At 58.8% G+C, this 24,734-nt stretch carries 25 protein-coding genes, 1 pseudogene, 1 riboswitch and 1 other annotated feature; of the genes and pseudogenes, 17 read left to right on the plus strand and 9 right to left on the minus strand.

Features of this window, described 5'->3' with window-relative positions; translation table 11 throughout:
• Positions 1 to 145: 145 nt before the first annotated feature.
• From NFS22_RS07345 to NFS22_RS07380, 8 genes are all read left to right on the plus strand, one after another.
• Positions 146 to 787: a type I phosphoribosyltransferase gene (locus tag NFS22_RS07345; protein ID WP_251317060.1), complete on the plus strand. Its 642-nt coding sequence runs from the start codon at positions 146 to 148 to the stop codon at positions 785 to 787.
• 115 nt (positions 788 to 902) lie between these two features.
• Positions 903 to 1,151: a binding site (T-box leader), on the plus strand.
• Between the two features lie 127 nt (positions 1,152 to 1,278).
• A complete protein-coding gene (locus NFS22_RS07350; protein WP_251317061.1) occupies positions 1,279 to 2,388 on the plus strand; it encodes an ABC transporter substrate-binding protein in 1,110 nt (369 codons plus the stop codon).
• Between the two features lie 272 nt (positions 2,389 to 2,660).
• On the plus strand, positions 2,661 to 3,605 hold the full coding sequence (locus NFS22_RS07355) for an ABC transporter permease (RefSeq protein WP_251317062.1): 945 nt from the start codon (positions 2,661 to 2,663) through the stop codon (positions 3,603 to 3,605).
• 1 nt (position 3,606) lies between these two features.
• Positions 3,607 to 4,392 carry an ABC transporter ATP-binding protein gene (locus NFS22_RS07360; protein ID WP_251317063.1) on the plus strand — a complete coding sequence of 262 codons (786 nt, stop codon included), beginning with the start codon at positions 3,607 to 3,609 and terminating at the stop codon, positions 4,390 to 4,392.
• Positions 4,393 to 4,694: 302 nt separating this feature from the next.
• Complete coding sequence (locus tag NFS22_RS07365; protein ID WP_251317064.1) at positions 4,695 to 5,210, plus strand: RNA polymerase sigma factor; 516 nt, start codon at positions 4,695 to 4,697, stop codon at positions 5,208 to 5,210.
• Entirely contained in the window at positions 5,185 to 5,823 is a 639-nt protein-coding gene (locus NFS22_RS07370; RefSeq protein WP_251317065.1) for a hypothetical protein, read from the plus strand. Before NFS22_RS07365 ends, NFS22_RS07370 begins: the two co-directional genes overlap by 26 nt.
• Positions 5,824 to 5,943: 120 nt before the next feature.
• Positions 5,944 to 6,834, plus strand: coding sequence for a DUF2238 domain-containing protein (locus NFS22_RS07375; protein ID WP_251317066.1), 891 nt, complete (start codon positions 5,944 to 5,946; stop codon positions 6,832 to 6,834).
• 55 nt (positions 6,835 to 6,889) lie between these two features.
• Positions 6,890 to 7,072, plus strand: coding sequence for a DUF1540 domain-containing protein (locus NFS22_RS07380; RefSeq protein ID WP_251317067.1), 183 nt, complete (start codon positions 6,890 to 6,892; stop codon positions 7,070 to 7,072).
• Positions 7,073 to 7,149: 77 nt separating this feature from the next.
• Here NFS22_RS07380 and NFS22_RS07385 read toward each other — a convergent pair whose 3' ends face one another.
• From NFS22_RS07385 to rsxC, 4 genes are read right to left on the minus strand one after another with little or no spacing between them, the layout of a single operon-like run.
• Positions 7,150 to 7,977: an SMI1/KNR4 family protein gene (locus NFS22_RS07385; RefSeq protein WP_251317068.1), complete on the minus strand. Its 828-nt coding sequence runs from the start codon at positions 7,975 to 7,977 to the stop codon at positions 7,150 to 7,152.
• A 29-nt stretch (positions 7,978 to 8,006) separates the two neighbouring features.
• The gene (locus tag NFS22_RS07390; RefSeq protein WP_251317069.1) at positions 8,007 to 8,597 is read right to left on the minus strand and encodes an Rnf-Nqr domain containing protein; all 591 of its coding nucleotides are present in this window, start codon (positions 8,595 to 8,597) and stop codon (positions 8,007 to 8,009) included.
• Positions 8,598 to 8,612: 15 nt separating this feature from the next.
• A complete protein-coding gene (locus tag NFS22_RS07395) occupies positions 8,613 to 10,271 on the minus strand; it encodes an RnfABCDGE type electron transport complex subunit D (protein WP_251317070.1) in 1,659 nt (552 codons plus the stop codon).
• On the minus strand, positions 10,268 to 11,593 hold the full coding sequence (rsxC, locus tag NFS22_RS07400; RefSeq protein WP_277614752.1) for an electron transport complex subunit RsxC: 1,326 nt from the start codon (positions 11,591 to 11,593) through the stop codon (positions 10,268 to 10,270). The genes NFS22_RS07395 and rsxC overlap by 4 nt, the downstream gene beginning before the upstream one ends.
• Positions 11,594 to 12,132: 539 nt before the next feature.
• Between rsxC and NFS22_RS07405 the strand changes: the two genes are divergently transcribed.
• Positions 12,133 to 12,552 (plus strand): YjdF family protein, encoded by a 420-nt coding sequence (locus tag NFS22_RS07405; protein ID WP_251317072.1) that lies wholly within the window; start codon positions 12,133 to 12,135, stop codon positions 12,550 to 12,552.
• Between the two features lie 41 nt (positions 12,553 to 12,593).
• Here NFS22_RS07405 and NFS22_RS07410 read toward each other — a convergent pair whose 3' ends face one another.
• A complete protein-coding gene (locus tag NFS22_RS07410) occupies positions 12,594 to 13,220 on the minus strand; it encodes an ECF transporter S component (RefSeq protein ID WP_251317073.1) in 627 nt (208 codons plus the stop codon).
• A gap of 111 nt (positions 13,221 to 13,331) precedes the next feature.
• A riboswitch (FMN riboswitch) is annotated at positions 13,332 to 13,459 on the minus strand.
• Positions 13,460 to 13,684: 225 nt separating this feature from the next.
• On the opposite strand from NFS22_RS07410, the gene NFS22_RS07415 reads away from it, so the two are divergent.
• Together NFS22_RS07415 and NFS22_RS07420 are read left to right on the plus strand one after the other, a co-directional pair.
• Complete coding sequence (locus NFS22_RS07415; protein ID WP_251317074.1) at positions 13,685 to 14,662, plus strand: DUF4349 domain-containing protein; 978 nt, start codon at positions 13,685 to 13,687, stop codon at positions 14,660 to 14,662.
• Positions 14,663 to 14,726: 64 nt separating this feature from the next.
• Entirely contained in the window at positions 14,727 to 15,485 is a 759-nt protein-coding gene (locus NFS22_RS07420) for a MerR family transcriptional regulator (protein ID WP_251317075.1), read from the plus strand.
• Between the two features lie 39 nt (positions 15,486 to 15,524).
• On the opposite strand, the gene NFS22_RS07425 is transcribed toward NFS22_RS07420, so the two are convergent.
• The gene (locus NFS22_RS07425; RefSeq protein ID WP_251317076.1) at positions 15,525 to 17,081 is read right to left on the minus strand and encodes a glucosyltransferase domain-containing protein; all 1,557 of its coding nucleotides are present in this window, start codon (positions 17,079 to 17,081) and stop codon (positions 15,525 to 15,527) included.
• A 396-nt stretch (positions 17,082 to 17,477) separates the two neighbouring features.
• On the opposite strand from NFS22_RS07425, the gene NFS22_RS07430 reads away from it, so the two are divergent.
• Positions 17,478 to 19,121 carry a SulP family inorganic anion transporter gene (locus NFS22_RS07430; RefSeq protein ID WP_251317077.1) on the plus strand — a complete coding sequence of 548 codons (1,644 nt, stop codon included), beginning with the start codon at positions 17,478 to 17,480 and terminating at the stop codon, positions 19,119 to 19,121.
• 96 nt (positions 19,122 to 19,217) lie between these two features.
• On the opposite strand, the gene NFS22_RS07435 is transcribed toward NFS22_RS07430, so the two are convergent.
• Complete coding sequence (locus NFS22_RS07435; RefSeq protein WP_251317078.1) at positions 19,218 to 19,847, minus strand: Crp/Fnr family transcriptional regulator; 630 nt, start codon at positions 19,845 to 19,847, stop codon at positions 19,218 to 19,220.
• Positions 19,844 to 20,068, minus strand: a pseudogene (locus tag NFS22_RS07440) (hypothetical protein); the annotation flags it as partial. The gene NFS22_RS07435 and the pseudogene NFS22_RS07440, both read right to left, overlap by 4 nt.
• A gap of 110 nt (positions 20,069 to 20,178) precedes the next feature.
• On the opposite strand from NFS22_RS07440, the gene leuC reads away from it, so the two are divergent.
• The 5 genes from leuC to leuB all read left to right on the plus strand — a co-directional run bounded on the left by leuC (position 20,179) and on the right by leuB (position 24,004).
• Complete coding sequence (leuC, locus tag NFS22_RS07445; RefSeq protein WP_251317079.1) at positions 20,179 to 21,438, plus strand: 3-isopropylmalate dehydratase large subunit; 1,260 nt, start codon at positions 20,179 to 20,181, stop codon at positions 21,436 to 21,438.
• Between the two features lie 152 nt (positions 21,439 to 21,590).
• Positions 21,591 to 22,076 carry a 3-isopropylmalate dehydratase small subunit gene (locus NFS22_RS07450; protein WP_251317080.1) on the plus strand — a complete coding sequence of 162 codons (486 nt, stop codon included), beginning with the start codon at positions 21,591 to 21,593 and terminating at the stop codon, positions 22,074 to 22,076.
• Positions 22,076 to 22,396 (plus strand): hypothetical protein, encoded by a 321-nt coding sequence (locus NFS22_RS07455; protein ID WP_251317081.1) that lies wholly within the window; start codon positions 22,076 to 22,078, stop codon positions 22,394 to 22,396. The genes NFS22_RS07450 and NFS22_RS07455 overlap by 1 nt, the downstream gene beginning before the upstream one ends.
• Positions 22,397 to 22,399: 3 nt before the next feature.
• Positions 22,400 to 22,924, plus strand: a complete 525-nt coding sequence (locus tag NFS22_RS07460; protein ID WP_251317082.1) for a hypothetical protein — start codon at positions 22,400 to 22,402, stop codon at positions 22,922 to 22,924.
• Between the two features lie 3 nt (positions 22,925 to 22,927).
• Positions 22,928 to 24,004: a 3-isopropylmalate dehydrogenase gene (gene leuB / locus NFS22_RS07465; RefSeq protein WP_251317083.1), complete on the plus strand. Its 1,077-nt coding sequence runs from the start codon at positions 22,928 to 22,930 to the stop codon at positions 24,002 to 24,004.
• A 71-nt stretch (positions 24,005 to 24,075) separates the two neighbouring features.
• On the opposite strand, the gene NFS22_RS07470 is transcribed toward leuB, so the two are convergent.
• Positions 24,076 to 24,720: a CatB-related O-acetyltransferase gene (locus NFS22_RS07470; protein WP_251317084.1), complete on the minus strand. Its 645-nt coding sequence runs from the start codon at positions 24,718 to 24,720 to the stop codon at positions 24,076 to 24,078.
• Positions 24,721 to 24,734: the final 14 nt, after the last annotated feature.

The following is a 24,734-nucleotide window of genomic DNA, read 5'->3' on the forward strand; positions in this document are numbered from 1 at the left end:
CGTTCTTTTTCTGTTTTCCGGAAGACAGAATGGAGCGTTGAAACAGATTTGTTATTTTCAACAAAAAAGTATAGACAACGCCATTGAAATATGGTATATTTGAAAAGGAACAATCCAACCACATAAAAGCAAAGGAGGAAGAACGATGGAGCCCAGATTTTTCAAGATCCCTGTTTGTGTAGGTGATGTGTCGCTGAATGTGGCCAAGGGCCATTTTGCTACCAGGAACAGCCATACGAATTACTTTATTGACGTGACCAGACAGCAGTCCTGCATCCGTGACGCGGAGGCGGTGGCCCAGCAGCTGGCACAGCTCAATCTGACCCAGCACATCATGATGGATACCATCCTCTGTATGGACGGCACCCGGGTGATTGGCACCTGTCTGGCCCAGAAGCTGACCCAAGGTGGGTTCCGCTCCATCAACGCCGGAAAGGAGATTTATGTCCTCCGAGAGCATCCAAGCACCAATGGCAAACTGATTTTCCGGGACAACGCCCGCTTTATGCTGGAAGAAAAGAATGTACTTTTGCTCCTGGCCTCCGTTACCACCGGCGGCACGGTGCGCAAGGGCATTGAGTGCGTGGAATATTACAAGGGCAATGTGGCGGGTATTGCCGCCATCTACAGCCACCAGAAGGAGATTGACGGAATCCCGGTGGTCTCTCTGTTTGACACCAATGATCTGCCCGGCTATGCCAGCTATCTGCCCGAGGAGTGCCCCATGTGCAGAGAGAAGCAGGAGCTGGACGCCGTTGTGGACAAATACGGATATTCTGCTCTGTAAGGGCGGGCAAGGGGGCGCACTGGGGTGCGCCCCAAATTTTTCTTTAGTGAATTAAAAAATTGGGGTTGACAAATGAAAAAGGAACGGATATAATAGCCACAACAACCAAACAGCAAATAAACCTGTGAGAAAGAGTAGTAGCCGGTGCGGCAAACCTTCAGAGAGTCCTGGATGGTGGGATCAGGACGGGGCGCGGCTGAGTGAATGGACTTTCGAGGGCGGCTTGAACGGGGCAACCCAAGTAGATGCCGACGGGCACCCACCCGTTATCCATCGGGCACGCGTGATGGCGCGTGAAGCGAGTGGACGTTTTTTGCAACGTCAATTTGGGTGGTATCGCAGGAGTGCAGCTCTTGTCCCATGTGGGATAAGGGGCTGTTTTTTTGTTGCTCCAAAATAGAAAGACAGCCTCGGCTAACCGCTCCAACAAACCTGGGCCTCGGCAAGGCCCCACATCTGCCGCCTAAATATTTTTATTGGAGGAACCCAAAATGAAAAAGACTAACATGATGAAAAAGACTCTGACCTTGGCCCTGTCTCTGGCCATGACACTCTCCCTGGCCGCCTGCGGCGGCGGGAACAGCTCCCAGCCTTCCGGCTCCGGCACCGTCAGTCCTGAGCCGGGCAGCGCCCAGATGCCCGAGCCTGGTACCGTCTTCAAAATCGGCATCTGCAACTACGTGGACGACGCCTCTCTGAACCAGATCAACGAGAACATTCAGGCCCGGCTGGGCGAGCTGGGTGCCCAGAACGGCATCACCTTTGCCATCAGCTATAACAACCCCAACGGCGACCCCGCTGTGATGAATCAGATCATCTCCAACTTCCAGGCGGACGACGTGGACCTGATGGTGGGCATCGCCACCCCCGTGGCTATGGCCATGCAGGCCGCCACTGAGGACAGCCAGATTCCCGTGGTCTTCTCCGCCGTCTCCGACCCTGTGAGCGCCGGACTGGTGGAATCCCTGGAGCATCCCGGAGCTAACATCACCGGCACCTCCGACTATCTGGACACCAACGCCGTGATGGATCTGATCTTCGCCGCCGACCCGGATGCCGGCAAGATCGGCTTTCTGTACAATGTGGGCCAGGACGCCTCTGCAACTCCCATTGCCCACGCCAAGGAGTATTTAGACGCCAAGGGCGTCGCCTATGTGGAGCGCACCGGCACAAACGCCGCCGAGGTGGCCCAGGCCGCCCAGGCTCTGGTAGCCGATGGTGTGGACGCCATCTTCACCCCCACCGACAACACCATTATGGAATCCTACCTGGCCATCTATGAGATTTTTATTGACGCCGGTATCCCCCACTACACCGGAGCGGATTCCTTTGCCCTCAACGGCGCCTTCCTGGGCTACGGCGTGGACTACGCCAACTTGGGCCGTGAGACCGCCGACATGATCTTCGATATCCTGTACAACAGCGCCGCCCCCGCCTCCACCCCGGTTCGGACCTTTGACAACGGCACCGCCACCATCAACACCGAAACCTGCGAGGCCCTGGGCTATGACTACGCCGTTATTGAGGCCACCTTCAAACCCCTGTGTACCAAGATTCAGACCATCACCACCGCTGAGAGCTTTGACGACCTGAACGGCTGAACGTGAAACGCAGCCGGGGACCTCCCCGGCTGCTGCTGCAAATTTAATCCTTCTTCGTCGCCTTTTTGATTAGTTCATCCACTTTTTTCTTGGCGGTTTCGATATCCTCACAGCCGTCTAAAATCATGGTATCATTTCCAAAATAGTCTCAAATTGTTCATTTGTCATAGCATCTGCCATATCCTATCCGTCCGCATTACTATGACACCGGGACTTCATATCAATATTATAACAGCCCTGTTTATAAAAAGCAAGTTTAAGGAGGAACCACCATGGACCCATCCGCACTGCTGGCCGTAGGCCAAACTGCTCTGGAGCTGGGACTGATCTGCTCCCTTACGGTGCTGGCCCTGTTCCTGAGCTACTCCATGCTCAACGTCTGCGACCTGTCTACCGACGGCTGCTTCACCCTGGGAGCGGCGGTGGGGGCCATGGTGGCCGCCTCGGGCCACCCGCTGCTGTCCATTCCTGCCGCTATGCTGGCGGGGATGTGCTCCGGCTTTGTCACCGCCCTGCTCCAGACCAAAATGGGTATTGACAGCCTGCTGGCCGGTATTATCGTCAATACCGGGCTATACTCGGTGAATATCGCAGTGATGGCGGGGTCCTCCCTGGTCAACCTGAACAAGGCGGACACCGTGTTCACCATGGTCAAGGACCTGCTGGCTGGAACGCCGCTGGAAAACCAGTACAAAACTGTAACCGCCGCCATTGCGGTGGTGCTGACGGTGGTTTTTCTCACCCTGTTCCTTAACACACGCCTGGGCCTGGCCATCCGGGCCACCGGCAACAACCCGGACATGGTTCGCTCCTCCTCCATCAACCCTGTGTTCACCACTGTGGTGGGCCTGTGTGTGGCCAACGCCTTTACCGGCCTGTCCGGCTGCCTGATGGCTCAGTCTCAGAAGTCGGCGGAGATCAACATTGGCAGCGGTATGGTGACTATCGCCCTGGCCTCCCTGCTCATCGGCACAACTCTCCTGGGCCGGGGTTCCATTTTCACCCGGGCGGTGGGGATGGTGCTGGGGGCCTTCCTCTTCCGGCTGGTATACGCCGTGGCCCTGCGGCTGAATATGCCCGCCTTTATGCTCAAGCTGGTGTCCTCTGTCATTGTGGCCCTGGCCATCTCGGTGCCCTATATCAAGGCCCAGTGGCCTACCATTTACCGCCGCCTGTCCTACAAAATGGTCGCCGCCGCCCGGAAAGGAGGGGACTGATATGCTGAATATTTCCCACATATCCAAAACCTTCAACCCCGGCACGGTGAACGAGAAGAAGGCTATCACCGATCTGTCCCTCCACCTGAAGCCTGGCGATTTTGTCACCATCATTGGCTCCAACGGAGCAGGCAAGTCCACCCTGTTTAACGCGGTGGCGGGCAGCTTTCTCACTGACAGCGGCTCCATTGTGCTGGATGGGAAGGACGTCACCTTTATGCCAGAGTTCAAGCGGGCCAGGATGATCGGCCGGCTGTTTCAGGACCCCATGCGGGGCAGCGCCCCGGGGATGACCATTGAGGAAAATCTGGCCCTGGCAGCGGGGAGCGGCGGGTGGTTCTCCCATGTAAGCCCGGCGGACAAGAAGCGGTTCCGGGACCGGCTGGCCCTGCTGGATATGGGGCTGGAGGAGCGGATGAAGCAGCCGGTGGGCCTGCTGTCCGGCGGACAGCGCCAGGCGCTGACCCTGCTGATGGCCACCATGAATCCCCCCAAGCTGCTGCTGCTGGACGAGCATACCGCCGCCCTGGACCCCGGCACAGCGGAAAAGGTGCTCAAGCTCACCCGTGACATTGTGGCAGAGCACAAAATTACCACCATGATGGTCACCCACAACATGAACCAGGCCCTGGAGCTGGGCAACCGCACCTTGATGATGGACAGCGGCAATATCGTGCTGGATATCAAGGGCAAAGAGCGGGAGGGGCTTACCGTCAAGGACCTGCTGCTGAAATTCAAGGCAGGTGCAGGGAAGAACCTGGACAATGACCGGATCTTGCTGTCATAAACGAAGGACCGCCGCAAAACGCGGCGGTCCTTTTCATACGCGCAGAATCGATGCATGAAAGCCCCCTTCGCAAAGAGAACATCAGTAGGGGCCGCCGCCCTCGTCGGTCCGCTGTCTGTAATTTTGAATATCACTATTTGGGAAAACCCTCCGTCACGGCTTTGCTTGCCACCTCCCTTTGCGAAGGGAGGCTTTTGAGCGCAGGCCTGAAAAATTTTTTCTTCTGCTGAGATTTTATCCCTTGCTCATGGATATTACTTGATGAAAGGCCTTTCAGAACAGATTCCAGGAGGTGAGCGGCTTTGACCGACGAAGCCTTTGCCCGGGCGGCCCGGACCTACGGAGACACCATCTACCGGGTGGCGTACCATGCCCTGAATAGTCCTCAGGATGCTGAGGACGTGATGCAGACGGTGCTTTTGCGGCTGTACGAGGGCAAAAAGGAGTTTGAGAACGAGGAGCACATGAAGCACTGGCTGCTGCGGGTGGCGGTGAACGAAAGCCGCAAGGTGCTGCGGTCCTTCTGGCGGCGGACCTCGGTGCCGCTGGAGGAGTGGCGCGACGCCGCTGTCTTGGAGGACCCCGCCAAGGCCGAGGTGCTGGAGGCGGTGATGGCCCTGGAGTCTAAGTATCGGGTGGCCATCTACCTGTACTACTACGAGGGGCTGTCCGTGGCCGAAACCGCCGCCGCCATGCGTGCCAACGTGTCCACTGTGCAGACCTGGCTGCTCCGGGCCCGGGCCCGGCTGCGGAAGGAGCTGTCCCAAGAGGAAGAAAGGGAGGAATCTGTCCATGTTCGACCCGAAATTGTACCGTGAAGCGTGCCGGGAGCTCACTGCTCCCGAGGATAAAATTGAGGAGATTATCGCCATGACTGAGAAGACCAAAAAGAAGCATTTCCGCCCCCTGCGCACCGCCCTGATTGCCGCCGCAGCTGTAGCCATGATGGTGGTGAGCGTTGCCGCCGCCAATCCGGAGGGGCTCCAGGAATTCGTTTTTACAATCATGTCTGCCACTCAGGTAGACGACTACCGCATGGATCTTACCACGACAGAGGGAGACGTTACAGTGTTTTCGATTCCTGAGGCTGAGATTCAGGAGCGAGACGGCCGGGCCATTCTGGTTCTGAACGGCGAGGATGAGGTGGACATCACCGACGCGCTGGAGGAAACAGGGAAATATACCTATGAGAAAGACTCTGGGGACAGCCATCTGACCGCTGTTGTGGAGGGCACAGTGGACAACTGGACCATCACGATGAAGGTTGGAAAACCGGGAGAGGATGCCTTTGCCTACACCTTTACGAAGGATGAAGAGGGGAATGTGACCGCTAAGGCGGACATTCCCGACAACGACGGAGTAACCTATACCTGGAATTCTGTAGCTGCCTGTGACAGCAGTGTATCTTTGGACGATCTGATCATCAAATAAAAAGCGGCGGGCCGGGAGACCGGCCCGCTGTTGTTTTGTCTCCCGCCGCCTTGACTTTCATGAAGGGAGGAGCTATACTGTAGTTACTTTTCAGATACGATTCAGAAAGAAGACTTTTCTATGGCAAAAAAGAAAAAAGGAGTAGGCGCTGTCCTCTCCGCGGCGCACCAGGCTCTGCGGCGTAAAAAGACGGTGGCGGTGGTCTACTTTACCCTGCGCGTCCTGGTGATTGTAACGATGGTGGCCCAGTTCTTCAATGGGGACTTTGAGAGCGTGTTTTTGTGCGGGCTGACCCTGGTACTGTTTCTGCTGCCCACGGTGTTTGAGCGGACACTGATGATTGACCTGCCCAACACGCTGGAAATCATTATTATGCTGTTCATTTTTGCCGCGGAGATTTTGGGGGAAATCAGCTCCTTTTACACCACCTTTAAACACTGGGACACCATTCTCCACACCCTCAACGGCTTTCTTTGCGCCGCCATTGGTTTTGCCCTGGTGGATATGCTCAACCGGACGGAAAAATTTTCCCTGTCCCTGTCGCCGGTGTTTATGTCGATTGTGGCCTTCTGCTTCTCCATGACCATCGGCGTGCTGTGGGAGTTCTTTGAGTGCGGCATGGACCAGCTGCTTATGCTGGATATGCAAAAGGACACGGTGGTCAACGCCATCTCCTCCGTCATGCTGGACCCCTCAGGGCGGAACAACCGGGTGCTCATCGACAACATTGTGGATACCATTGTGGTCACCGCCGACGGACAACAGATCGCCCTGGGCCTGGGCGGCTATCTGGATATCGGCATTCTGGACACCATGAAGGACCTGTTTGTCAACTTTATCGGTGCGGTGGTCTTTTCCGTTGTGGGCTACTTCTATGTGAAAAGCCGGGGGAAGGGAAAATTTGCCCGCCGATTCATTCCCCAGGTGGTGGAGGTCCAGCCCGAGGATTTAGACCCCCGCCAGCCCAAGCTGTTTAAAAAAGAAAAAAAATCCACCCCGCCTGAGGAATAGAAGAACTGCCGCCGCTTCATACTAAACCCATCCGAAACAAGGAGGGTTTAAACGTATGAACAACAATGACAAAAGAACCTGCAACACCAGCATCCGCTGCTCTGTGGACACCTGCGCCTACCACTCCGGGGCACAGAACTGCTGCTCTCTGGAGTCGATCAAGGTGGGCTGTTGCGACTGTGCCCCCACCAAATGCGAGGGCACTGAGTGCGCCTCCTTCAAACTGGGCGGACGGTAAAGAAAAGGTTGCTCCGGGCTTTATAGAGAAATGAAAGGGAAAGGCAGACCAGTTCGGTCTGCCTTTCCCTTGTATAATTAACGCTGATTCAGATTTTTTACAAACTCCTCCGGTGTGATTTGCACCAGCTCCGCCAGGAATTGGATGGCCTCCTCACGGCTCATATTTTGCTCGGACATAACCTGTTGAACCGCTTTTTGCTTCACTGCGTTTTGTTCTTCTATGGAGGGCGCCCGGTATGCCGCCTTTTCTTCCTTGAGCTCCTTCAAGGTCTTAAAAACCATGCGGTCCTCATCATAGATTGACTTTGTACAGACGAGACGCAGAAAATCACAGAAATTGTTGCAGATGGTATAGAGGTAATCCCGGACCGCCTGATAATTGGTCACATCTACTCCGTCCACAATGCTCATATCATAAACGGCTTCATGGTAGATATGGACCACCTCACCCGTTACCAGGTTCAGGAAAACGAAATATCCCTTAAACTCAGCGATTTTAAGCAATCCCGCGTCAAGAAAGGAATCATCCCCCTCGCCTAAGGGCATATCCCATTTCCGTACAGCGGCCAGGAACTCCTCAGCGCCGCCGTGCAAAGCGGTGTACCATTCCATATCCAAGGTGACAAACGGGTCGTCTTCCCGGGCAGGCTCATAACAGTTGGCGTAGTCGCCGCAGAAGCACACAGATACTGTCAGGCGCTCGGGCAGCTGGCAGCTCCGCAAAAAGCCGGCGTAGGTTTTTGGCAGCTGATAGCCCAATTCCTGTTCGATCACTTTGATATCCTGTTCTGTGATGGAGGACCTTTGCAGAGACACAGGGAACACAGCCGGATATTTGATTGACAGCTGATCCAGGTATTCCAAAACCTGGGATTCAGCATTTTTTCTCTGCTTGAAGAGCATATCTTGACCCCCTCTGCCCAAAAGCCGGTTCAGCCCAGATACAGTCCATAGTAGCCCACCAGAGCCATGGCCATCAGGCCGGCGGTAATCAGCTGGATAGGTACACCCCGGAAGGCCCTGGGGCACCGGTTCAGATCCACCTCTTTCTGGAGGCTGGCGAAGCTGCCCAGGGCCAGCGTGGCCCCAAGGCCGCCGCACAGGGCAAAAATCAGGGCGGAGCCCAGACCGTAGCTGCGCTGGGAGATCAGCAGGGCGGAGCCCAGGGCGGCGCAGTTGGTGGAAATAGAGGCCAGATTTTCGTCCACCCGGCGGGACAGCTCCGGGATGCAGGCTTTGAAAAACTTGCGTACCCCCGCCACAAGGCCGGGGATGAGCAGGGCAAAGGCCAGCACCTGAAAGTGGGTCAGACCAAAGCGGATGAGCACCAGAAAATTGAGCAGCCAGGAGCTCAGCGCCCCCAATACCATAACTAGGGTCAGGCAAAGACCGGTACGGATGGCCTCCCGGGAGTCCTGAAAGGACTCCCGGTGGGTGCCAATGCCCATACAGGACACCAGCACCAGATTTTCCGACAGCAGGGCGGTCAGCGCCACTGCGGCCAGTTCAAGGGAAGTGTTCATAGGGCGGCCCTCCTTTTATTGGGTGTCCGAGTAGTCAATGACTGCCGAGGTGTCCAGGTTGGCTACGATATTCAAAGCCCGGTTGACGCCGGCGGTAATGGCCTTGGAGGTGGCGGTGGCCCCGCTGACCACATCTACGGAGTTGCTGCCCGAGGTGCGGATAGTACCCGAGCGGCCCACATACCGGGCCAGAGCGGCGGGAGTCATGGCTTCGGTGCCCACCCGGTCGGTCTCGCTGTGGCTCTCAATGGCCACGCCGGTGACCACGCCGTTCAGGTCCACCCCCACCGTCATGGTGACCGGGCCGCCAAAGCCCTGGCTCTGGACCGAGACACAGTAGCCCAGCAGCTGGCCCTCCCCGTCGTAGCCGGCGGTAATGGAGAGGGCTCCGGCGGCGTGGAAGGGGGTCTCGGCCCCGTCAACGGCCTGGGGCATGGCCTGGGCCAGAATCTCGCGCTGGACCTGAATCTCCGCACGGGCGGTGTTCAGGTCGGTAACGCGGTGGACACCGAAAATGACGGCACAGGTGACAACAAACACACCGGCGAAGGGCCCAAAGGTTTTGAGGGCGGAGCGCAGCAGGTCCAGATAGGCCTCACCGGGGGCCTGGCCCTCACTGGACTTGGGGAGCTGCAGGTTCATCTGGGGACGGACAAACTTGATTTCCGACAGGCTGGCCCGGGTGTTGGCCAGAACGGCCCGGGTGGCCTCAAAGTTGCCGATACCGAACCGCCGGGGCAGGCCCAGCCGGTCCAACAGCCAGACCATGCAGTTCATGGTGAGAATAGCCCAACCCACCCCCTCCGGGTAGGGGCTGGAGGAGCGCAGCAGCACGGTGAGCAGCCCGCAGCCCACGCCGAACATGATGTGACCCCGGGGGGTAACCGGGGAGGTAGTGGGGTCAGTGGCAAAGAAGACGGCGCCCATGAGCAGGCCGCCTCCCATCAGCTGATAGCCCGTCCAGACCAGAGGGGACACCCCATCAGGGGAGGAGAGCAGGGCGATCACAGCCACCGTCCCCAGATAGGCCAGGGGGACCCGGGCAGAGATGACCCTGCGCAGCAGCAGATAGACCAGTCCCAGCAACAGCATGAATGCGGAGACCTCTCCCATGCAGCCGCCTCTGGCCCCCAGGAACATGGCATCCAGGGCCACAGGGGGCAGGGACCCCTCGTGGAGGTAGGCCATAGGGGTGGCGGCGGACACCGCGTCCACCGCAGTGAGAGACAGCTTTTGCATAGGCTGAGGCCAGGTGGTCATCAGCATAGGCAGCGTGCCGGCCAGCATCCGCCCGGCCAGGGCGGGATTCATAAAGTTGCGGCCCATGCCGCCGTAAAACTGCTTGACCACAATAATGGCGAAGGCGGCCCCCATCACCGGCACCCAGTAGGGGGTGCTGGCGGGCAGGCTGAGGGCCAGCAGCAGTCCGGTGACACAGGCGGACAGGTCGCCGACAGACTGCCGCTGCCGGGTGAGCAAACGGTACAGAGCCTCAAACAGGACGCAGGAGCCCACCGACACGGCAGCAAGGACCAGCGCCCGGGGACCGAAGAAGAAGACAGCCATACCCAGGGCGGGGGTGAGGGCCACCATCACGTCCAGCATCATGGCCCGGGTGGTGGAGGGCTGGCGCAGCTGGGGGGACATGCGTTTGGGAGCAAAGCTGGCAGTCATCGGGCGCTCCCCCCTCTCTTCAGCAGATTGGCCGCCTGGGCCACCGTCTCCACCAGGGGGATCTGGGCGGGACAGATGAAGGAACAGCAGCCGCAGGCGTTGCAGTCTTCAAGATGGTAGCGGGACAGCTTTTCCGGGTCGTGGTCCTCCAGGGCACGGCGGATGATGGTGGGGGCCAGGTGCATGGGACAGGCGCCCACGCACTTGCCGCAGCGGATGCACACGCCTCCAGGGGCGTCTGGTTTGAGCTCCCAGCGGGTGAGGGACACAAGACTGTTGGTGTCCTTCATCACCGGAGCCTCCAGGCTTTGGAGGGCCACCCCCATCATGGGTCCCCCGGTGAGGGTCAGGGCGGCCTCCTCCTTCAGCCCCCCGCAGGTCTCCAGCAGATGGCGCAGGGGAGTTCCGATGGGCACCCACAGGTTCCTGGGCCGGGTGACCGCTCCGCCGGTGATGGTAACCGCCCGGTGGGTGAGGGGGCGGCCCTGGAACAGGGCGTCCTGAATGGCGAAGACGGTGGCCACATTGAACACAGCGCAGCCGGAGTCAATGGCGTTTCCCCCTGGGGGGACCTCCCGGCCGGTGACGGTCTGGATGATCTGCTTTTCCGCGCCCAGGGGGTAGCAGGTGCGCACGGGAATAATCTGTACCCGGCCGTTTCCGGAGCGGCGCAGCCGGCGCTCCACCGCCTCCACGGCGTTGAGCTTGTCTCCCTCGGTGACCACTACCACCCGCTCACACCGCAGACACCGGGCAATGGCCTGTCCCCCGCGGAGGATGTGCTCACTGCGCTCCAGCAGCAGGCGGTAGTCGGCGGTGACGTAGGGCTCGCACTCGGCTACGTTGACAATCAGGGTATCTACCTTGCCGGCGGAGCGGGCGATTTTTTCCCAGGTGGGAAAGCAGCCCCCTCCCATGCCTACAATGCCGGCCCATTCCACCCGCTCCACCAGCTGCTCCAGGGTGAGCTGGCGGGGGTCCAAAGGGGCGGGACGGGCGTCATAGTGTTCACTGCGGTCGTCGTTCTGGATGACGATGGCGGGAGAATATCCGCCCCAGGGGTGGGGGCGGTCCTCAATGGCGGACACCCGACCGGATACGCTGGCAAAGGCGGCCGCCCCCGTCTGCCCCCGCCGGGCAATGGGCTGGCCCACCAGCACTGGATCACCGGGGCGGACCATGGGGGTGGCCAGGCCGTCGGCGCACATCACCAGGGGAATGACAATCTCCTGAGGGGTGACCGACAGCCGGGCCAGAGGTTTGCGCCGGGTCATTTCTTTCCGCGTGGCGGGATACACCCCGCCGAAAAAGGAGTGGGTCATAGGAAATAAACCTCGCTTCGGCAGAATAAGCGGATTGTCTCAACATAATATAACTTACATCATAATCCAATCCAAGCCATCTGTCAACGTTCATTATTCCTAAGAATCTATGCGGCAGACATTTAAATCCTTCCAATTTACTGTGTTCAAGAGCTATAGTATGATTGCTGTTCGAAAGCCTTTGCTATCCTCACACGTTGGCATGTCAGGATCATTTCGCATATCGTCAGGAGACGGAAGATCGATATTGTTCCCGCTGGGTCATCGTCGCCAAAGAAATAGATGTGGACTTTGTTTCATAAATGGTGGCTGCTTATAACAGTATAGCCCTTGTTGCGCTCCACTTGGAAAACTGCCATAGTTTCATCGCTCCTTTGGTTTTGGATTTGGTTGTATTTTTGGCTAAATTCTGCTATAATAGACCCGCAGAGATAAAAACACAGGGCGGTTGGTAGTCCGTCCGCGGGCCGCGCTCCCGTCAGTAGCCCTCCCTCCCGGGTCGTCCCTTCTCTGACGCAATATCAGGGAGGAAATTGAATATGGACCGAAATGCAGGCAGCTTTACCGTGCTGTTCCAGCCGCCCTTCTGGGTGGGAATCGCGGAGCGTTGGGACAAGGAGGGCTATTCGGCGGCACGGGTAGTCTTCGGCGCCGAGCCCACCGACGCCCGGATTTATGAATGGCTGGAAGAGGAGTGGTACAGGCTGCGGTTCAGTCCGGCGGCGGAGGGAGAGCGCCCGGTTAAGGAGCGGAAAAATCCCAAGCGGGCCCAGCGGGAGGCCAGGGCGGCCACCCAAGAGCGGGGCGTGAGCACCCGGGCCCAGGAGGCCCTCAGCCGCCAGCGGGAGCAGGAGGGACTGGCCCGGAAACGGGATGCGCAAGAGCGCCGGGAGCAGCAAAGGCAGGAAAAGTACCTCCTGCGCCAACAGAAAAAGCGCGCAAAAAAGCGGGGCAGGTAGATACCTGTCCCGCTTTTGGTATAGGGAGGACTGTTTGGCTTTTACTTGCTTGTGCCGTGGAGGATAGGAGAGAGGGGCTTGTAGACCAGGAAGCACAGGGCGGCGGTGAGCAGGCCCTTGAGCAGAGTGAAGGGGGCGTTGAAGACAATCAGGCACTCCAGCAGGCCGTTGACGTTGGGGCGGAGGGCCTGGTACATGGCGATAATCTTGTCGATTGCCATGAACTGGGTGTAGACAGGGTAGGAGATATAGTAGTTGCAGGGGATGGAGAGCAGGGCCATCACCACCGCGCCGGCCAGCGCGCCGATGAGGGCGGACTTCCGGGATTTTTTGTAGTGATAAATCACTCCGGCGGTGAAGGAAAAGGCGGTGCCCAGAATGAAGTTGCACAGCTCCCCGGCGTAGGCGGTGGAGGTGCCCTTGATAATCAGCTTGAGCAGATTTTTCAGGAAGGTGACCGCCACGCCGTACCCGGGGCCCAGGGAGAAGGCGGCCAGCAGCTCAGGCAGGTCGGCGATGTCCATTTTTACGAAGGCAGGGATGAGGAAGGGAATGGGAAAGTCGAAGATGTTGAGGACGCAGGCCACCGCGGAGAGCATGGCGGTGACGGTGATGGCGCGGATGGAGATGGTGCTTTTGGTTCTGGAGAGGGCTGCGGGATTGGACATAAAAAACACTCCTTTTTTGCATTTGACCGCTGAAAGACCATGTCTTCCAGGTGTCAAAACAAACAAGGAGGCGTGCTTTTGCGCACCAAAACGGCGCGTGTATTGTTTTACACACATCTTCTTCCATCCGGACTATAACCGTTGGTCCCGGAGTTTCACCGGGTCAGCGGACACGTTTTAAGTGTCCGGTCGCGGACTTTACCGCCAGTGGGGAATTTCACCCCGCCCTGAAGACATCGTATCCAGTTGTCTGAAAGCATTATACGACAGATGCAGGGAAAATGCAACCCCCAATTTTAGGGAAAGCAGTGATTGCTGAAATTTGCCTGTTCTAAAAAATTTTTGAATGGGCGCAACCTCTTGAAAGCTTTTGCGTCTGTATGGATAAGAGCAGATTCCCGAAAAGAGGACCTTGCCTTGAAGGGCGGCCACAGGCCGCCTCTACGAAACGGAGGAGGAATACAATGAAAAGAAAGTTGTTTGCGGTGTGTATGGCGGCGGCGCTGCTGCTGGCGGGGTGCGGCGGAGGTTCCGGAGCAAATGGGGCAATGGCGGGCAGCATGCCCTCTTCCAGTGCGCCCTCCGCCGATTTTTCCCAGACGGAGTGGGAAGGAGTGGATGAGAATTACTGGGAGATGCCCAGCGGCGGCGAGTCCATGCCCGCACCCATGGAGCCGGGGAGCGGCGAGTTCCAGACCGGCTCCGTCTACCAAAACCCCCAAGCCAAGCTGATCCGCCGGGCGGAGCTGCACATCCAGACGGAGGAGTTTGACCAGAGCCGCCAGGCTCTGAACCAGCTGGTAGACAGCTGCGGCGGCTATTTTGAGACGGCCAGTCTCTATGGCGGCGGTTACCGGGACGCCTACGCCGACCGCTGGGGGGAGTACACCGTCCGGGTACCGGCGGAGAAGTACGATCAGTTCCTCAGCAGCGCCGGGGACCTGGGCTACATCACCAGCAAAAACGAGAACAGCGAGGACGTAGGCGAGCGGTACTACGACACCGAGGCCCGCTTGAAGACCCAGCGTACCAAACAGGAGCGCCTGCTGGCCCTGCTGGAGAAGGCGGAGAGCATGGAGGACATTATTTCCCTGGAAAACGCTCTCAGTGATGTGGAGTACCAGATCGAGCAGTATTCCTCTGAGCTGAACCGCTACGACGCCCTTATCAGCTTTGCCACCTTCAACGTCTACCTCAACGAGGTGAGCCGGGTTACCCAGGATGTGGGTGACACCGCCGCATTGGGCCAGCGGATGGCCGCCGGCTTCCACTCCAGCGTCCAGGGCCTGGGCCAGGGTTTTCAGAATTTCCTGATCTGGATGTCTTACAACTTCTTCCTGGTGGTAGTGCTGGCTGCTGTGGCAGCTGTGGCCGTGTTTGTTGGCCGGCGGGAGCTGAAAAAGCTGCGGAAGCAGGATGACAATAATTCTGGAGAGAAATAAACAAAATCCCTTGACTTTGACGTAACGTCAAGTGGTAGTATCCTGTTTGAGGAGGCGATTGGGAATGGAATACACCATTCAACAGCTGTCGCGCCTGTCGGGGGTGACCACCCGCGCCCTGCGCTGGTACGACAAGCTGGGTCTGCTGAAGCCCAGCGGCAGGACGGAGGGCGGCTACCGCCTTTACGGCCCGGCGGAAGTGGACCGGCTCCAGGACATCCTATACTACCGGGCCCTCGGGGTGGAGCTGGCCCGGATCAGGGAGTGTCTGGACGATCCCTCCTTTGACCGCCTGGCCGTTCTGCGGGGGCATCTGTCCGCCCTGGAGGCGGAGCGGGACCGGGTCCAGGGACTGATCGACTCCGTCCAGGAGACGATCCGAACACAAGAAAGGGATGAAATTATGGCAGATGAACAGAAATTTGAGGCATTTAAAAGCCGCGCCGTGAAGGAGAACGAGAGGCGATATGGCGCCGAAATCAGGGAGAAGTACGGCAACACAGAGGTAGATGAGGCAAATGCCCGTGTGATGGGCCTGACCCGGGAGCAGTACGCCGAGTGGGACCGCCTGGGCAAGGAGATCCTGGAAAAGCTGGCCGCCGCTGTGGCCGCCGGGGCCAACCCCGCGGGGGAGGAGGGGAAGGAAATCACCGCTCTCCACCGCCGCTGGCTCACCGTCACCGGCAATCAATATGACCTCCAGCGCCACCGGGGACTGGCGGAACTGTATGTTCAGGATGAGCGCTTTACCGCCTACTACGACAAGAAACAGCCAGGCTGCGCCCGATTCCTCCGGGACGCGGTGCTCCACTGGGCAAAATAAGAGACGTGGGTACGGGAAATATCCCGTACCCACGCTCTGTTATCCCTCAAATTCTCCCAATTTTACCACGGCTACGCCGTTATAGAGAATAACGGAGCCTTTGGCGGGCCAGCACGGCATACCGTTGATCAGATCGGAGCGGTATACCGAATCCCACTGTTCCCTGGTGAACCGGGGCATCCGCAGGCCGATGCAGTACTCCAGCACGTCGTGGGCGGAGTAGTAGTGAAGCAGCAGGGAGTCGTCTGTACCAGTGATGGCCTCAGGGTCAGAAAAGGCGGGGATAGTTCTGCCATAGGCCCGGTCGGAGAGGACGCCGGCCAGGGCGATAGGGGTGTCCGGAGTGTAACCCTCCAGAGACTCCACCCGGGCCACGATCCGGTTGGCCAGGGCCACAGATTGGTCATACCGAATCTGGAGGCGGAGATAGGAGATATTATTGGTGTAAAATCCACACCACACCAGCAGGGCACACAGGGCCAGATTGACCCCCAGCACCCCCATCCAGCCGGATGATCCGGCAGAAAACAGCTTTTCCATCACCAGCTCAGCGAATTTGATTGCCAGCAGGAAGACCAGAACGAAGGAGTAAATCATCAGGTGGTGCACCACAGAGCCCACAGCCAGAACGGTGACAAAGTTCAGGGCCAGAGGGACCAGCGCCAGCCCTCCTGCGGTGAGCAGCAGCCGGGGAATGTCCCGAAACAGCCCGTTCAGCGCCGCAAGCCACAACAGCATGGCCGTCAAAAACAGGAAAACGGCCTGCTGAACTAGCTGATAAAACCGGTTCAGGTGGCTGGGCTGGAAGAAATAGGTGAAAAAGGAGGCGTAGGCCTCCGGAATTTGCTCCCAAAAAGCGGCCAGGCCGTCAAGGCCTATGCGGTTGAGCCCCTGATAGTCCACCAGCTCTGTATGGGCGGCCAGAAGAAGTACCTTTAAAACCACAAGGTACAGTACCAGAGAGGCGGCGCAGATGCCCACATAAATAAACCCCTTCCAGATGACTTGAAGGATGGCCTCTCCCTCCAGCAGCATGAGGATGCAGTCAAAGAGGAACAGGCCCACGGCGTAGCACAAAAAGGCCTGGTAGGTGCCGCAGGCCACGGCCATCAGCACAATGGCAACCGCCCAGCCCCAGCGGTATTTTTTCGCACAACAGACGGCCAGGGTGTTGAGAAGGAGGGCCAGACAGTAGGCATCAGCGGTGAAGAGGTAGGAGAAGATTCCGGACAGGGAGGGGAAGGTAACCAGCAGAGCGGCGGCCATGACGATATTCCCCCGGTGGGTCAGCCCCAAAATGCGGACAGTGAGCCCGGCGGCGAGGGCCAGAGCTAGGATGGAAATCAGTCCAATGACCACCGGCATTTGAAAATGAGTGCTGAGGGAGGACAGCAGCCAGGCCGACCACCGCCCGCTGGAGAGCACGTCGTTAGCGGAGACAATGGAATGGACGCTGTCGTGGTTGAGCAGCATGTTGGTAAACAGGTACAGGTGGGTGATAAAGCCAGTCAGGCAGGCGGTGAAAAAGGCCAGCCGGAATTCCGGCGATACCCTGGGCATGGGAAGGGCGGGCCATTGGATGGTGTTGTGCTCCATAGGGGACAGCGCTCCTTTTTCTATAGCAAATGTCAAGAATCCTGACAAACGGGCCGTCCTCCACAGTAGGGACCGCCGCCCTCGGCGGCCTGCTGGCCGCAATTTTGAAGATTGCTATCATGATTCATCTCCATTATGGCCCAAAAACAGTGAAAGTCAAGGTAAACTTGCAAAGGCGGGAGGGAAATCAATTTTTCAGAAAATTCAGCCGAATTTGTAGGGCGGGACGACTCGGCCCGCCGCTGGTTAGAAGTTTTCCCGACGGCGCGCCGGGGTCATTGCGCCCTACAGCGCCAAAATTGATTTCCTTGGCAAAAGTGGGAAAATAACTTGCAAAGCTCCCCTTTTTCCGGTATCATAAGAGGCATGTCTCAAATCAAGGAAGGAGAGAGCCTTATGAGAGAACTGACACCCCAGCTGGTACACTCCCTCAAGCACTATTCCAGGGAGGATTTTTCCAAGGACCTGATCTCCGGCGTGATTGTGGCCATCATTGCCCTGCCCCTGTCCATTGCCCTGGCCCTGGCCTCGGGGGTGTCCCCGGAGCAGGGACTGTACACCGCCATTGTGGCCGGCTTCCTTATCTCCGCCCTGGGCGGGAGCAAGGTGCAGATTGCCGGTCCCACTGCCGCCTTCGCCACCATTGTGGCGGGCATTGTGGCCCGCAGCGGGATGGAGGGCCTGGCCACCGCCACCATTCTGGCGGGCATTATGCTCATTCTGATGGGCGTACTGCGTATGGGAAGCATGATTAAATTTATCCCCTACACCATCACCACCGGCTTTACCGCCGGAATTGCTGTGACCATCCTGATAGGCCAGCTGAAGGACTTCTTCGGCCTGACCTTTACCCATTCCCCGGTGGAGACCATGGAGAAGGTGGAGGAGGTGGTCCATACCTTCCATACTGTCAACCTGGCGGCGGTGGGGGTGGGGTGCCTGGCCCTGGCCATTCTGATTGGCTGGCCCAAGGTGTTTCAGAAGATTCCCGCCTCGCTGATTGCCGTGATTGTCACCGCAGGGGCGGTGAAGCTGCTGAGCCTGCCGGTAAACACCATTGGGGATCTGTACACCATCTCCAGCGACCTGCCCAAATTTACCCTGCCCGCCATCTCCTACAGCACCATCTCGGCGGTGCTGCCCGACGCCTTTACTATCGCGGTGCTGGCGGCTATCGAGTCGCTGCTGTCCGCCGTAGTGGCTGACGAGATGATCGGCTCCCGCCACAACTCCAACATGGAGCTGGTGGCTCAGGGGGTGGGCAACGCTGCCTCCGCCCTCTTCGGGGGTATCCCCGCCACAGGGGCGATCGCCCGGACGGCGGCCAACATCAAAAACGGGGGCCGGTCCCCCATTGCCGGTATGGTCCACGCGGTGGTTCTGCTGCTGGTGCTGGTGCTGCTCATGCCCTACGCCGCCCTGATCCCCATGCCCTGCATTGCCGCTATTTTGTTCCAGGTGGCATACAACATGAGCGGCTGGCGGACAGTGGTAAAGGTGGTCAACCACTCCCCCAAAAGTGATGTGGCTGTGCTGGTGGTCACCTTCCTGCTCACGGTGGTCTTTGACCTGGTGGTGGCCATTGCGGTGGGACTGTCTCTGGCCTGCCTGCTGTTTATGAAGCGGATGGCTGAGGTAGCCGACGTGAAGGAGTGGGCCTACGTGGAGGACACAGGGGACGACCAGGGCCGCCTCAAGCCCGTACCCGCCCATGTGATGGTCTATGAGTTCACCGGCCCCCTGTTCTTTGGCGCGGCGGACAAAATCCCACACATTGAGCGAAACACCGGGCGCAATGTGCTCATCCTGCGGATGCGCGCCGTCCCGGCCATGGACATCACCGCCCTGAACAGCCTGCGGCGGCTGTATGAGGAGTGCAAATCCAAGGATATCCGAGTGCTGTTCTCCCATGTAAACGAACAGCCTATGACGGTGTTTAAAAAGTCCGGCATGTTTGACCTGGTGGGGGAGGACAGCTTTGCCCCCAATATTGACGCCGCCTTGGACCGGGCGGCGGCGCTGAATCAGATAAAGGTATAAGCAAAGCCATCCGGGTTTCCGGATGGCTTTTCAGCGTGTCAAAAAACTCCCTCCGCCACAGCTTCGCCGTGCCGCCTCCCTCAAAGAGAGAGGCTTTTACGATTGACATAACTTTTTTAATGGCTCCAGTTCCGCCAGCCGGATGGCACGGTAGCCCAGCTCCACCCAGCCTTTTTGGGCGAACTCGTTGAGCACCCGGCTCACCGTTACCCGGCTGGCGGAGACGGCGGCGGCAATGTCGTCCTGGGTACAGATGACTGTCCCGCCGCGGCCAGCCAGGGTGAGCAGATAGTTGGCCACCCGCCACCGGGCAGGGCGGAAGGCCATCTGGTCCACCTGTCCCGACAGCAGCCGTACTGTCCGGGCCAGGTATTTCATCATAGCCAGGGCCAGCTCCGGGTTGCGGGCGAACTCCTGGGATACCAGTTCCCGGTCGATAGGCACGATTTCGCAGGGGGACAGGGCCACCGCCGAGGACACCCGGGGCAGCTCGTCGAAGAAGCTGGCCTCCCCAAAGAGGCTCCCGGCGTGGTAGATGTTCAGTACCCGCGACCCTCCGTCCTCCGACTGGAGGAAGCTTTTCACCTGTCCCGATTTCAGGTAGTAAAAGCAGGTGGCCTCGGTGTCTTGCAGGTAGATAAGATAACCCGCTGAGCACCGCACCGGGGGACGGCTCCGGGCGAAGGCCTCCCATATCCCTGCGAGAAAATCCAGCTCGTGGTTCATAGCGTCTCCTCCAGATGGCGGCGGTGTTGAAGGTGGATACCAATGTGGCCGACGCCAAGTATAACCGTTGACAGCACCATCCAGACCACCTTGCCATAAATGCCCGGCAGCAGAAAGGCCAGCACCGGCAGAGTGGCTCCCGCCACCGGTATACCCAACAGACTGCAATAGAAGTTGGCCTGAGTTTTTTGGGAACGGAAATAGCGTGCCCACCACACCTCAGGACGGTATGGTTGTCAAAAGATGTTCTCAATTATATCATACTTTACATTCTTACGGCAAGCTCTGTGATAGAATCCTCTCAACAAACCGCTAAGGAGGTATTTTTCCTATGGGAATGACAATGACGCAGAAAATTCTGGCCAAGGCCGCCGGGCTGGACAAGGTGGAGCCGGGGCAGCTGATTGAGGCCAAGCTGGACCTGGTGCTGGGCAACGACATCACCACCCCTGTGGCCATCACCGAGTTTGAGAAGGCGGGCTTCACCCAGGTTTTCGACCGAGACAGGATCGCTATCGTTCTGGACCACTACACCCCCTGCAAGGACATTCAGTCCGCCCGGCTGTGCAAGCAGGCCCGGGAATTTGCCCGCAAGCATGAGATTACCAATTTTTATGATGTGGGCCAGATGGGGGTGGAGCACGCCCTGGTGCCGGAGAAGGGACTGGCCGCCCCGGGCGAGGTTGTTGTGGGCGCTGACTCCCACACCTGCACCTACGGCGCCCTGGGCGCCTTTTCCACCGGTATTGGTTCCACCGACATGGCCGCCGGCATGGCCACCGGCCTGCTGTGGTTCAAGGTGCCCTCCGCGATTAGAGTGACGCTGAAGGGGAAGCTCCAGCCCCATGTGTCGGGCAAGGATGTGATTCTCCACCTGATTGGGGAAATCGGCGTGGACGGCGCTCTGTACCAGTCCCTGGAGTTTGCCGGGGAAGGGGTGGGCTCCCTGTCCATGGACGACCGGTTTACCATCTCCAACATGGCCATTGAGGCCGGCGGCAAGAACGGCATCTTCCCTGTGGACGAGAAGACCATGGAGTACATCAACGGCAGGGTCAGCCGCCCCTGCGAGGCCTTCTCCGCCGACCCGGACGCCGTCTATGAGCGGGAGGTTGTCATTGACCTGGACAAGCTGGAGCCCACCGTGGCCCTGCCCCATCTGCCTGAAAACACCAAGGTGGTGTCCGAGGTGGCGGGAACGCCCATCAACCAGGTGGTGATTGGCTCCTGCACCAACGGCCGCATCAGCGACCTGCGCATTGCCGCCGCCATTATGAAGGGCAAAAAGGTGGCCTCCAACGTCCGCTGTGTGGTCATCCCCGCCACCCAGGAGATTACCCTTCAGGCCATGAAGGAGGGCCTGATTGAGACCTTCATCCAGGCGGGCGCGGCGGTGTCCACCCCCACCTGCGGCCCCTGTCTGGGGGGACACATGGGCGTAATGGCCGAGGGGGAGCGCACCGTCTCCACCACCAACCGCAACTTTGTGGGCCGCATGGGCCACACCACCTCTGAGATCATCCTGGCCTCCCCCGCCGTGGCCGCTGCCTCTGCCATCGCAGGCTGCGTGGCTGACCCGAGAGCGGTTTAGGAGGGAAAAGGCCCCCTTCGCAAAGGGGGCTCCCGGCGAAGCCGGGTGGGGTTTTCTCCGTTGATCGGAGAGAAAAAACCTCCGTCATTAGTTTAGCAAAGGCCACCTCCCTTTGCTAAGGGAGGCTATTTAGGACGAAAGGAACTGATACCATGAAAGTTTACAAATACGGCGCCAACGTGGATACCGACGTAATTATCCCGGCGCGGCACCTGAACGACCCATCCCCGGCGGCTCTGGCCAGCCACTGCATGGAGGATATCGACGACAAATTTGCCTCTACGGTGGAGGCGGGGGACATGATCGTAGCCGGGGCAAACTTCGGCTGCGGCTCCAGCCGGGAGCACGCCCCCCTGGCCATCAAATCCTGCGGGATAAAATGTATAATTGCCCCCTCCTTCGCCCGCATCTTCTACCGCAACTGTATCAACATTGGCCTGCCCATTGTGGAGTGCCCCCAGGCGGCGGAGGAAATTCAGGCCGGCGATCAGGTGGACGTGAACTTCACCACCGGCGTCATCACCGACCAGACCACCGGCAAGACCTATCAGGCCGCTCCCTTCCCGGAGTTTATTGAGGGCATTGTCCAAAGCGGTGGACTGCTCAACTCCCTGAAAGCCCGGGGGGTGGCGAAGTAATGCAGACCATTGTCATCAGTATGGATTCCCGGAAGATGGAAAATCCAGACCTGGACATCCGCTATACCCTGCCCGACCGGATTGAGGAGTGGTCACAGGGGGCGGTGAAGGACAATGGCTACGACTACACTGACGAGCTGGGCTGTGTTTTGTCTGTCTGGCTGGAGACCGAGGATGCGGAGGGCTGGTGGCCCAAGATCGTGGAGCTGCTGAAAGCGGAGAAATTTGAGGACAACGACCTGTCTAAAACCGCTGTGGTGCTGGTCTCCCCGGAGGCCAGCGCAGAGCTGGCCCAGTGCCGCCAGGTCTGGCCGGAGTGAGAGATGGAAGATGAACACCGCGCACGGCTGCTGGCACTGCTGAAAAAAATTCCCCATGGTGTACCCGCCGGGTGGGAGCAGGAAATCTTTGCGGTGGGCGGACTGACGTACCTGGGATTTTCCAACCTCCAGACCGAGAAGCTGGTGGTCATTTCCTCCCAGCGGCAGTGCGTGATTGACTGCGGGACCGGAGAAAAGGTCTACTGTGAGGAAAACTGTGACGAACAGGACCTGATCGCCTGCGCAGAGCCGTTGGGGGACGAACTGGTGCCCATTGCCGGGCTGGAGGGCGGAGGGCTGCGGCGTTCCTCCCCGGCGGGGGACGGCCTTGAGCTGGCGGCCCCCTTCTGGCCCAGGGAACAGATCATTTTTATGCCCCAATTTGCCTCCTGGTATCAGAATCCAGAGGTCTGCACCAAAATTTTTGACGACTATGCGCCTCTGGCCTATGGGTTCAGCCGCTGCGGGAATTATTTCGCCATTGGAACCTCCAGCGATTTACATATTTTCAAACGAACAGGAGAATAGACCATGAACTATAAAATTGCCCTGATTAAGGGCGATGGCATTGGCCCCGAGGTGGTGGGGGAGGCCGTCAAGGTGATGGACGCCGTCGGCAGGAAATTCGGCCACAGCTTTGAGTATGTGGACGTTCTTATGGGCGGCTGCGCTATCGACGCAGTGGGCAAGAGCTACCCCGACGGCACCGCCGAGAAGTGTAAAGAGTGCGATGCCGTTCTGCTGGGGGCGGTGGGCGGTCCCAAATGGGGCCACTCCACCGAGGCGGAGAAGCGGCCCGAAACCGCCCTGCTGTCCATCCGCAAGGACCTGGGCCTGTACGCCAACCTGCGTCCCGCCGCCCTGCGTCCCGCCCTGGCGGACGCTTGCCCCCTGAAAAAGGAGACCGCCGGCAGGGGAATCGATTTGATGATTGTCCGGGAGCTCACCGGGGGCATCTACTTTGGCAAGCGGGAGCGCTACCAGACCGAGGACCGGGGGGAGGAGGCCGCCGACCGGATGGCCTACTCAGAAAAAGAGATTGAGCGGATCGGCCGCCGGGCCTTTGAGCTGGCCCGTCTGCGGGGCAAAAAGCTGGCCAGCGTGGACAAGGCCAACGTGCTGGAGACCTCCCGCCTGTGGCGGCAGGTGATGCACAAGCTGGCGGAGGAGTACTCCGACGTCCAATATGAGGATGTGCTGGTGGACAACGCCGCCATGCAGCTGGTTCGGGACCCCAGCCAGTTCGACGTGGTGGTGACCGAAAACATGTTCGGCGATATCCTGTCTGATGAGGCGTCTATGATTACCGGCTCAATTGGACTGCTGCCCTCCGCCTCTATTGGGGATACCGCTCCCGGACTGTATGAGCCCATCCACGGCTCCGCCCCCGATATCGCCGGCCAGGACAAGGCCAACCCTATCGCTACTATTTTGTCGGTGGCCATGATGTTCCGTTACTCCTTCCATCTGCCTGAGGAGGCCAAGGCCATTGAGGAGGCGGTGGACGCCGTACTCAACGAGGGCTGGCGCACTGCTGACATTGCCAAGCCCGGCGAGGAAGCGGTAGGCACCCTGAAAATGGGCGAGCTGATTCGCCAAAGGCTGTAACAGCTGCAACAACAAGAACAAGCGGCGCGGATTGTGTTCCACGCCGCTTGTTTTTTGTGCTTGGGCTGTTATTACTGCCTCTCTGCCGCCTGTTTCAGCCGCTCCAGATCGCCGGACTGGATGGCGTCGAGATGGGCGGAAATCATTTCATAGGGCCAGTCCCACCATTTCAGTGCCAGGAGCTGAGCAATCTCCTTTTGGGAGAAGCGACTGCGGATGGGCTTGGCGGGCACGCCGCCCACTATAGTGTAGGGCGGAACGTCCTTTGTAACCACCGCCCGGGCGCCAATAATGGCTCCGTCCCCAATGGTGACGCCGGCCAGAATCACCGCCTCGTAGCCAATCCAGACGTCATTTCCCACCACGATATCGCCTTTGTTGTCCCAGGCCTGGGGGATGTGCTCCACATCCAGGCCCCACTCCTCAAAGAGGACGGGAAAGATATAGGTGGACAGGGAGCGCCGGGTGTGGTTGGCGCTGTTGAACAGGAACTTGGCTCCACAGGCAATGGAGCAGAATTTTCCGATTATCAGCCGCTCATGGTTGATAGGGTAGTGGTAGAGCACATTGTTCCGCTGAAAATCCCGGGGGTCGTTGACAAAGTCGTCATAGATGGTGTAGTCCCCCACCGAGATGGAAGGGTCGGTAACCACGTTTTGCAGGTAGACGGTACTGTGCCCCTGGGAGCGGGGATAAATTTTCCATTGCGGGATCATTTGTTAACCTCCTG

Source organism: Flintibacter muris, from assembly GCF_943192995.1.
Lineage (GTDB): Bacteria > Bacillota > Clostridia > Oscillospirales > Oscillospiraceae > Lawsonibacter > Lawsonibacter muris.

What these genes read in the sequence shown, in the direction of transcription:
- NFS22_RS07450 (WP_251317080.1), top strand. Translation starts at nt 21,591, where the DNA reads ATGAAAGTTTACAAATACGGCGCCAACGTGGATACCGACGTAATTATC.
- NFS22_RS07460 (WP_251317082.1), top strand. Translation starts at nt 22,400, where the DNA reads ATGGAAGATGAACACCGCGCACGGCTGCTGGCACTGCTGAAAAAAATT.
- NFS22_RS07415 (WP_251317074.1), top strand. Translation starts at nt 13,685, where the DNA reads ATGAAAAGAAAGTTGTTTGCGGTGTGTATGGCGGCGGCGCTGCTGCTG.
- rsxC (WP_277614752.1), bottom strand. Translation starts at nt 11,593, where the DNA reads ATGACCCACTCCTTTTTCGGCGGGGTGTATCCCGCCACGCGGAAAGAA.
- NFS22_RS07390 (WP_251317069.1), bottom strand. Translation starts at nt 8,597, where the DNA reads ATGAACACTTCCCTTGAACTGGCCGCAGTGGCGCTGACCGCCCTGCTG.
- NFS22_RS07360 (WP_251317063.1), top strand. Translation starts at nt 3,607, where the DNA reads ATGCTGAATATTTCCCACATATCCAAAACCTTCAACCCCGGCACGGTG.
- NFS22_RS07355 (WP_251317062.1), top strand. Translation starts at nt 2,661, where the DNA reads ATGGACCCATCCGCACTGCTGGCCGTAGGCCAAACTGCTCTGGAGCTG.
- NFS22_RS07375 (WP_251317066.1), top strand. Translation starts at nt 5,944, where the DNA reads ATGGCAAAAAAGAAAAAAGGAGTAGGCGCTGTCCTCTCCGCGGCGCAC.
- NFS22_RS07435 (WP_251317078.1), bottom strand. Translation starts at nt 19,847, where the DNA reads ATGAACCACGAGCTGGATTTTCTCGCAGGGATATGGGAGGCCTTCGCC.
- NFS22_RS07370 (WP_251317065.1), top strand. Translation starts at nt 5,185, where the DNA reads ATGTTCGACCCGAAATTGTACCGTGAAGCGTGCCGGGAGCTCACTGCT.
- NFS22_RS07455 (WP_251317081.1), top strand. Translation starts at nt 22,076, where the DNA reads ATGCAGACCATTGTCATCAGTATGGATTCCCGGAAGATGGAAAATCCA.
- NFS22_RS07350 (WP_251317061.1), top strand. Translation starts at nt 1,279, where the DNA reads ATGAAAAAGACTAACATGATGAAAAAGACTCTGACCTTGGCCCTGTCT.
- NFS22_RS07430 (WP_251317077.1), top strand. Translation starts at nt 17,478, where the DNA reads ATGAGAGAACTGACACCCCAGCTGGTACACTCCCTCAAGCACTATTCC.
- NFS22_RS07410 (WP_251317073.1), bottom strand. Translation starts at nt 13,220, where the DNA reads ATGTCCAATCCCGCAGCCCTCTCCAGAACCAAAAGCACCATCTCCATC.
- NFS22_RS07385 (WP_251317068.1), bottom strand. Translation starts at nt 7,977, where the DNA reads ATGCTCTTCAAGCAGAGAAAAAATGCTGAATCCCAGGTTTTGGAATAC.
- NFS22_RS07345 (WP_251317060.1), top strand. Translation starts at nt 146, where the DNA reads ATGGAGCCCAGATTTTTCAAGATCCCTGTTTGTGTAGGTGATGTGTCG.
- NFS22_RS07425 (WP_251317076.1), bottom strand. Translation starts at nt 17,081, where the DNA reads ATGGAGCACAACACCATCCAATGGCCCGCCCTTCCCATGCCCAGGGTA.
- leuB (WP_251317083.1), top strand. Translation starts at nt 22,928, where the DNA reads ATGAACTATAAAATTGCCCTGATTAAGGGCGATGGCATTGGCCCCGAG.
- NFS22_RS07420 (WP_251317075.1), top strand. Translation starts at nt 14,727, where the DNA reads ATGGAATACACCATTCAACAGCTGTCGCGCCTGTCGGGGGTGACCACC.
- leuC (WP_251317079.1), top strand. Translation starts at nt 20,179, where the DNA reads ATGGGAATGACAATGACGCAGAAAATTCTGGCCAAGGCCGCCGGGCTG.
- NFS22_RS07395 (WP_251317070.1), bottom strand. Translation starts at nt 10,271, where the DNA reads ATGACTGCCAGCTTTGCTCCCAAACGCATGTCCCCCCAGCTGCGCCAG.
- NFS22_RS07380 (WP_251317067.1), top strand. Translation starts at nt 6,890, where the DNA reads ATGAACAACAATGACAAAAGAACCTGCAACACCAGCATCCGCTGCTCT.
- NFS22_RS07470 (WP_251317084.1), bottom strand. Translation starts at nt 24,720, where the DNA reads ATGATCCCGCAATGGAAAATTTATCCCCGCTCCCAGGGGCACAGTACC.
- NFS22_RS07405 (WP_251317072.1), top strand. Translation starts at nt 12,133, where the DNA reads ATGGACCGAAATGCAGGCAGCTTTACCGTGCTGTTCCAGCCGCCCTTC.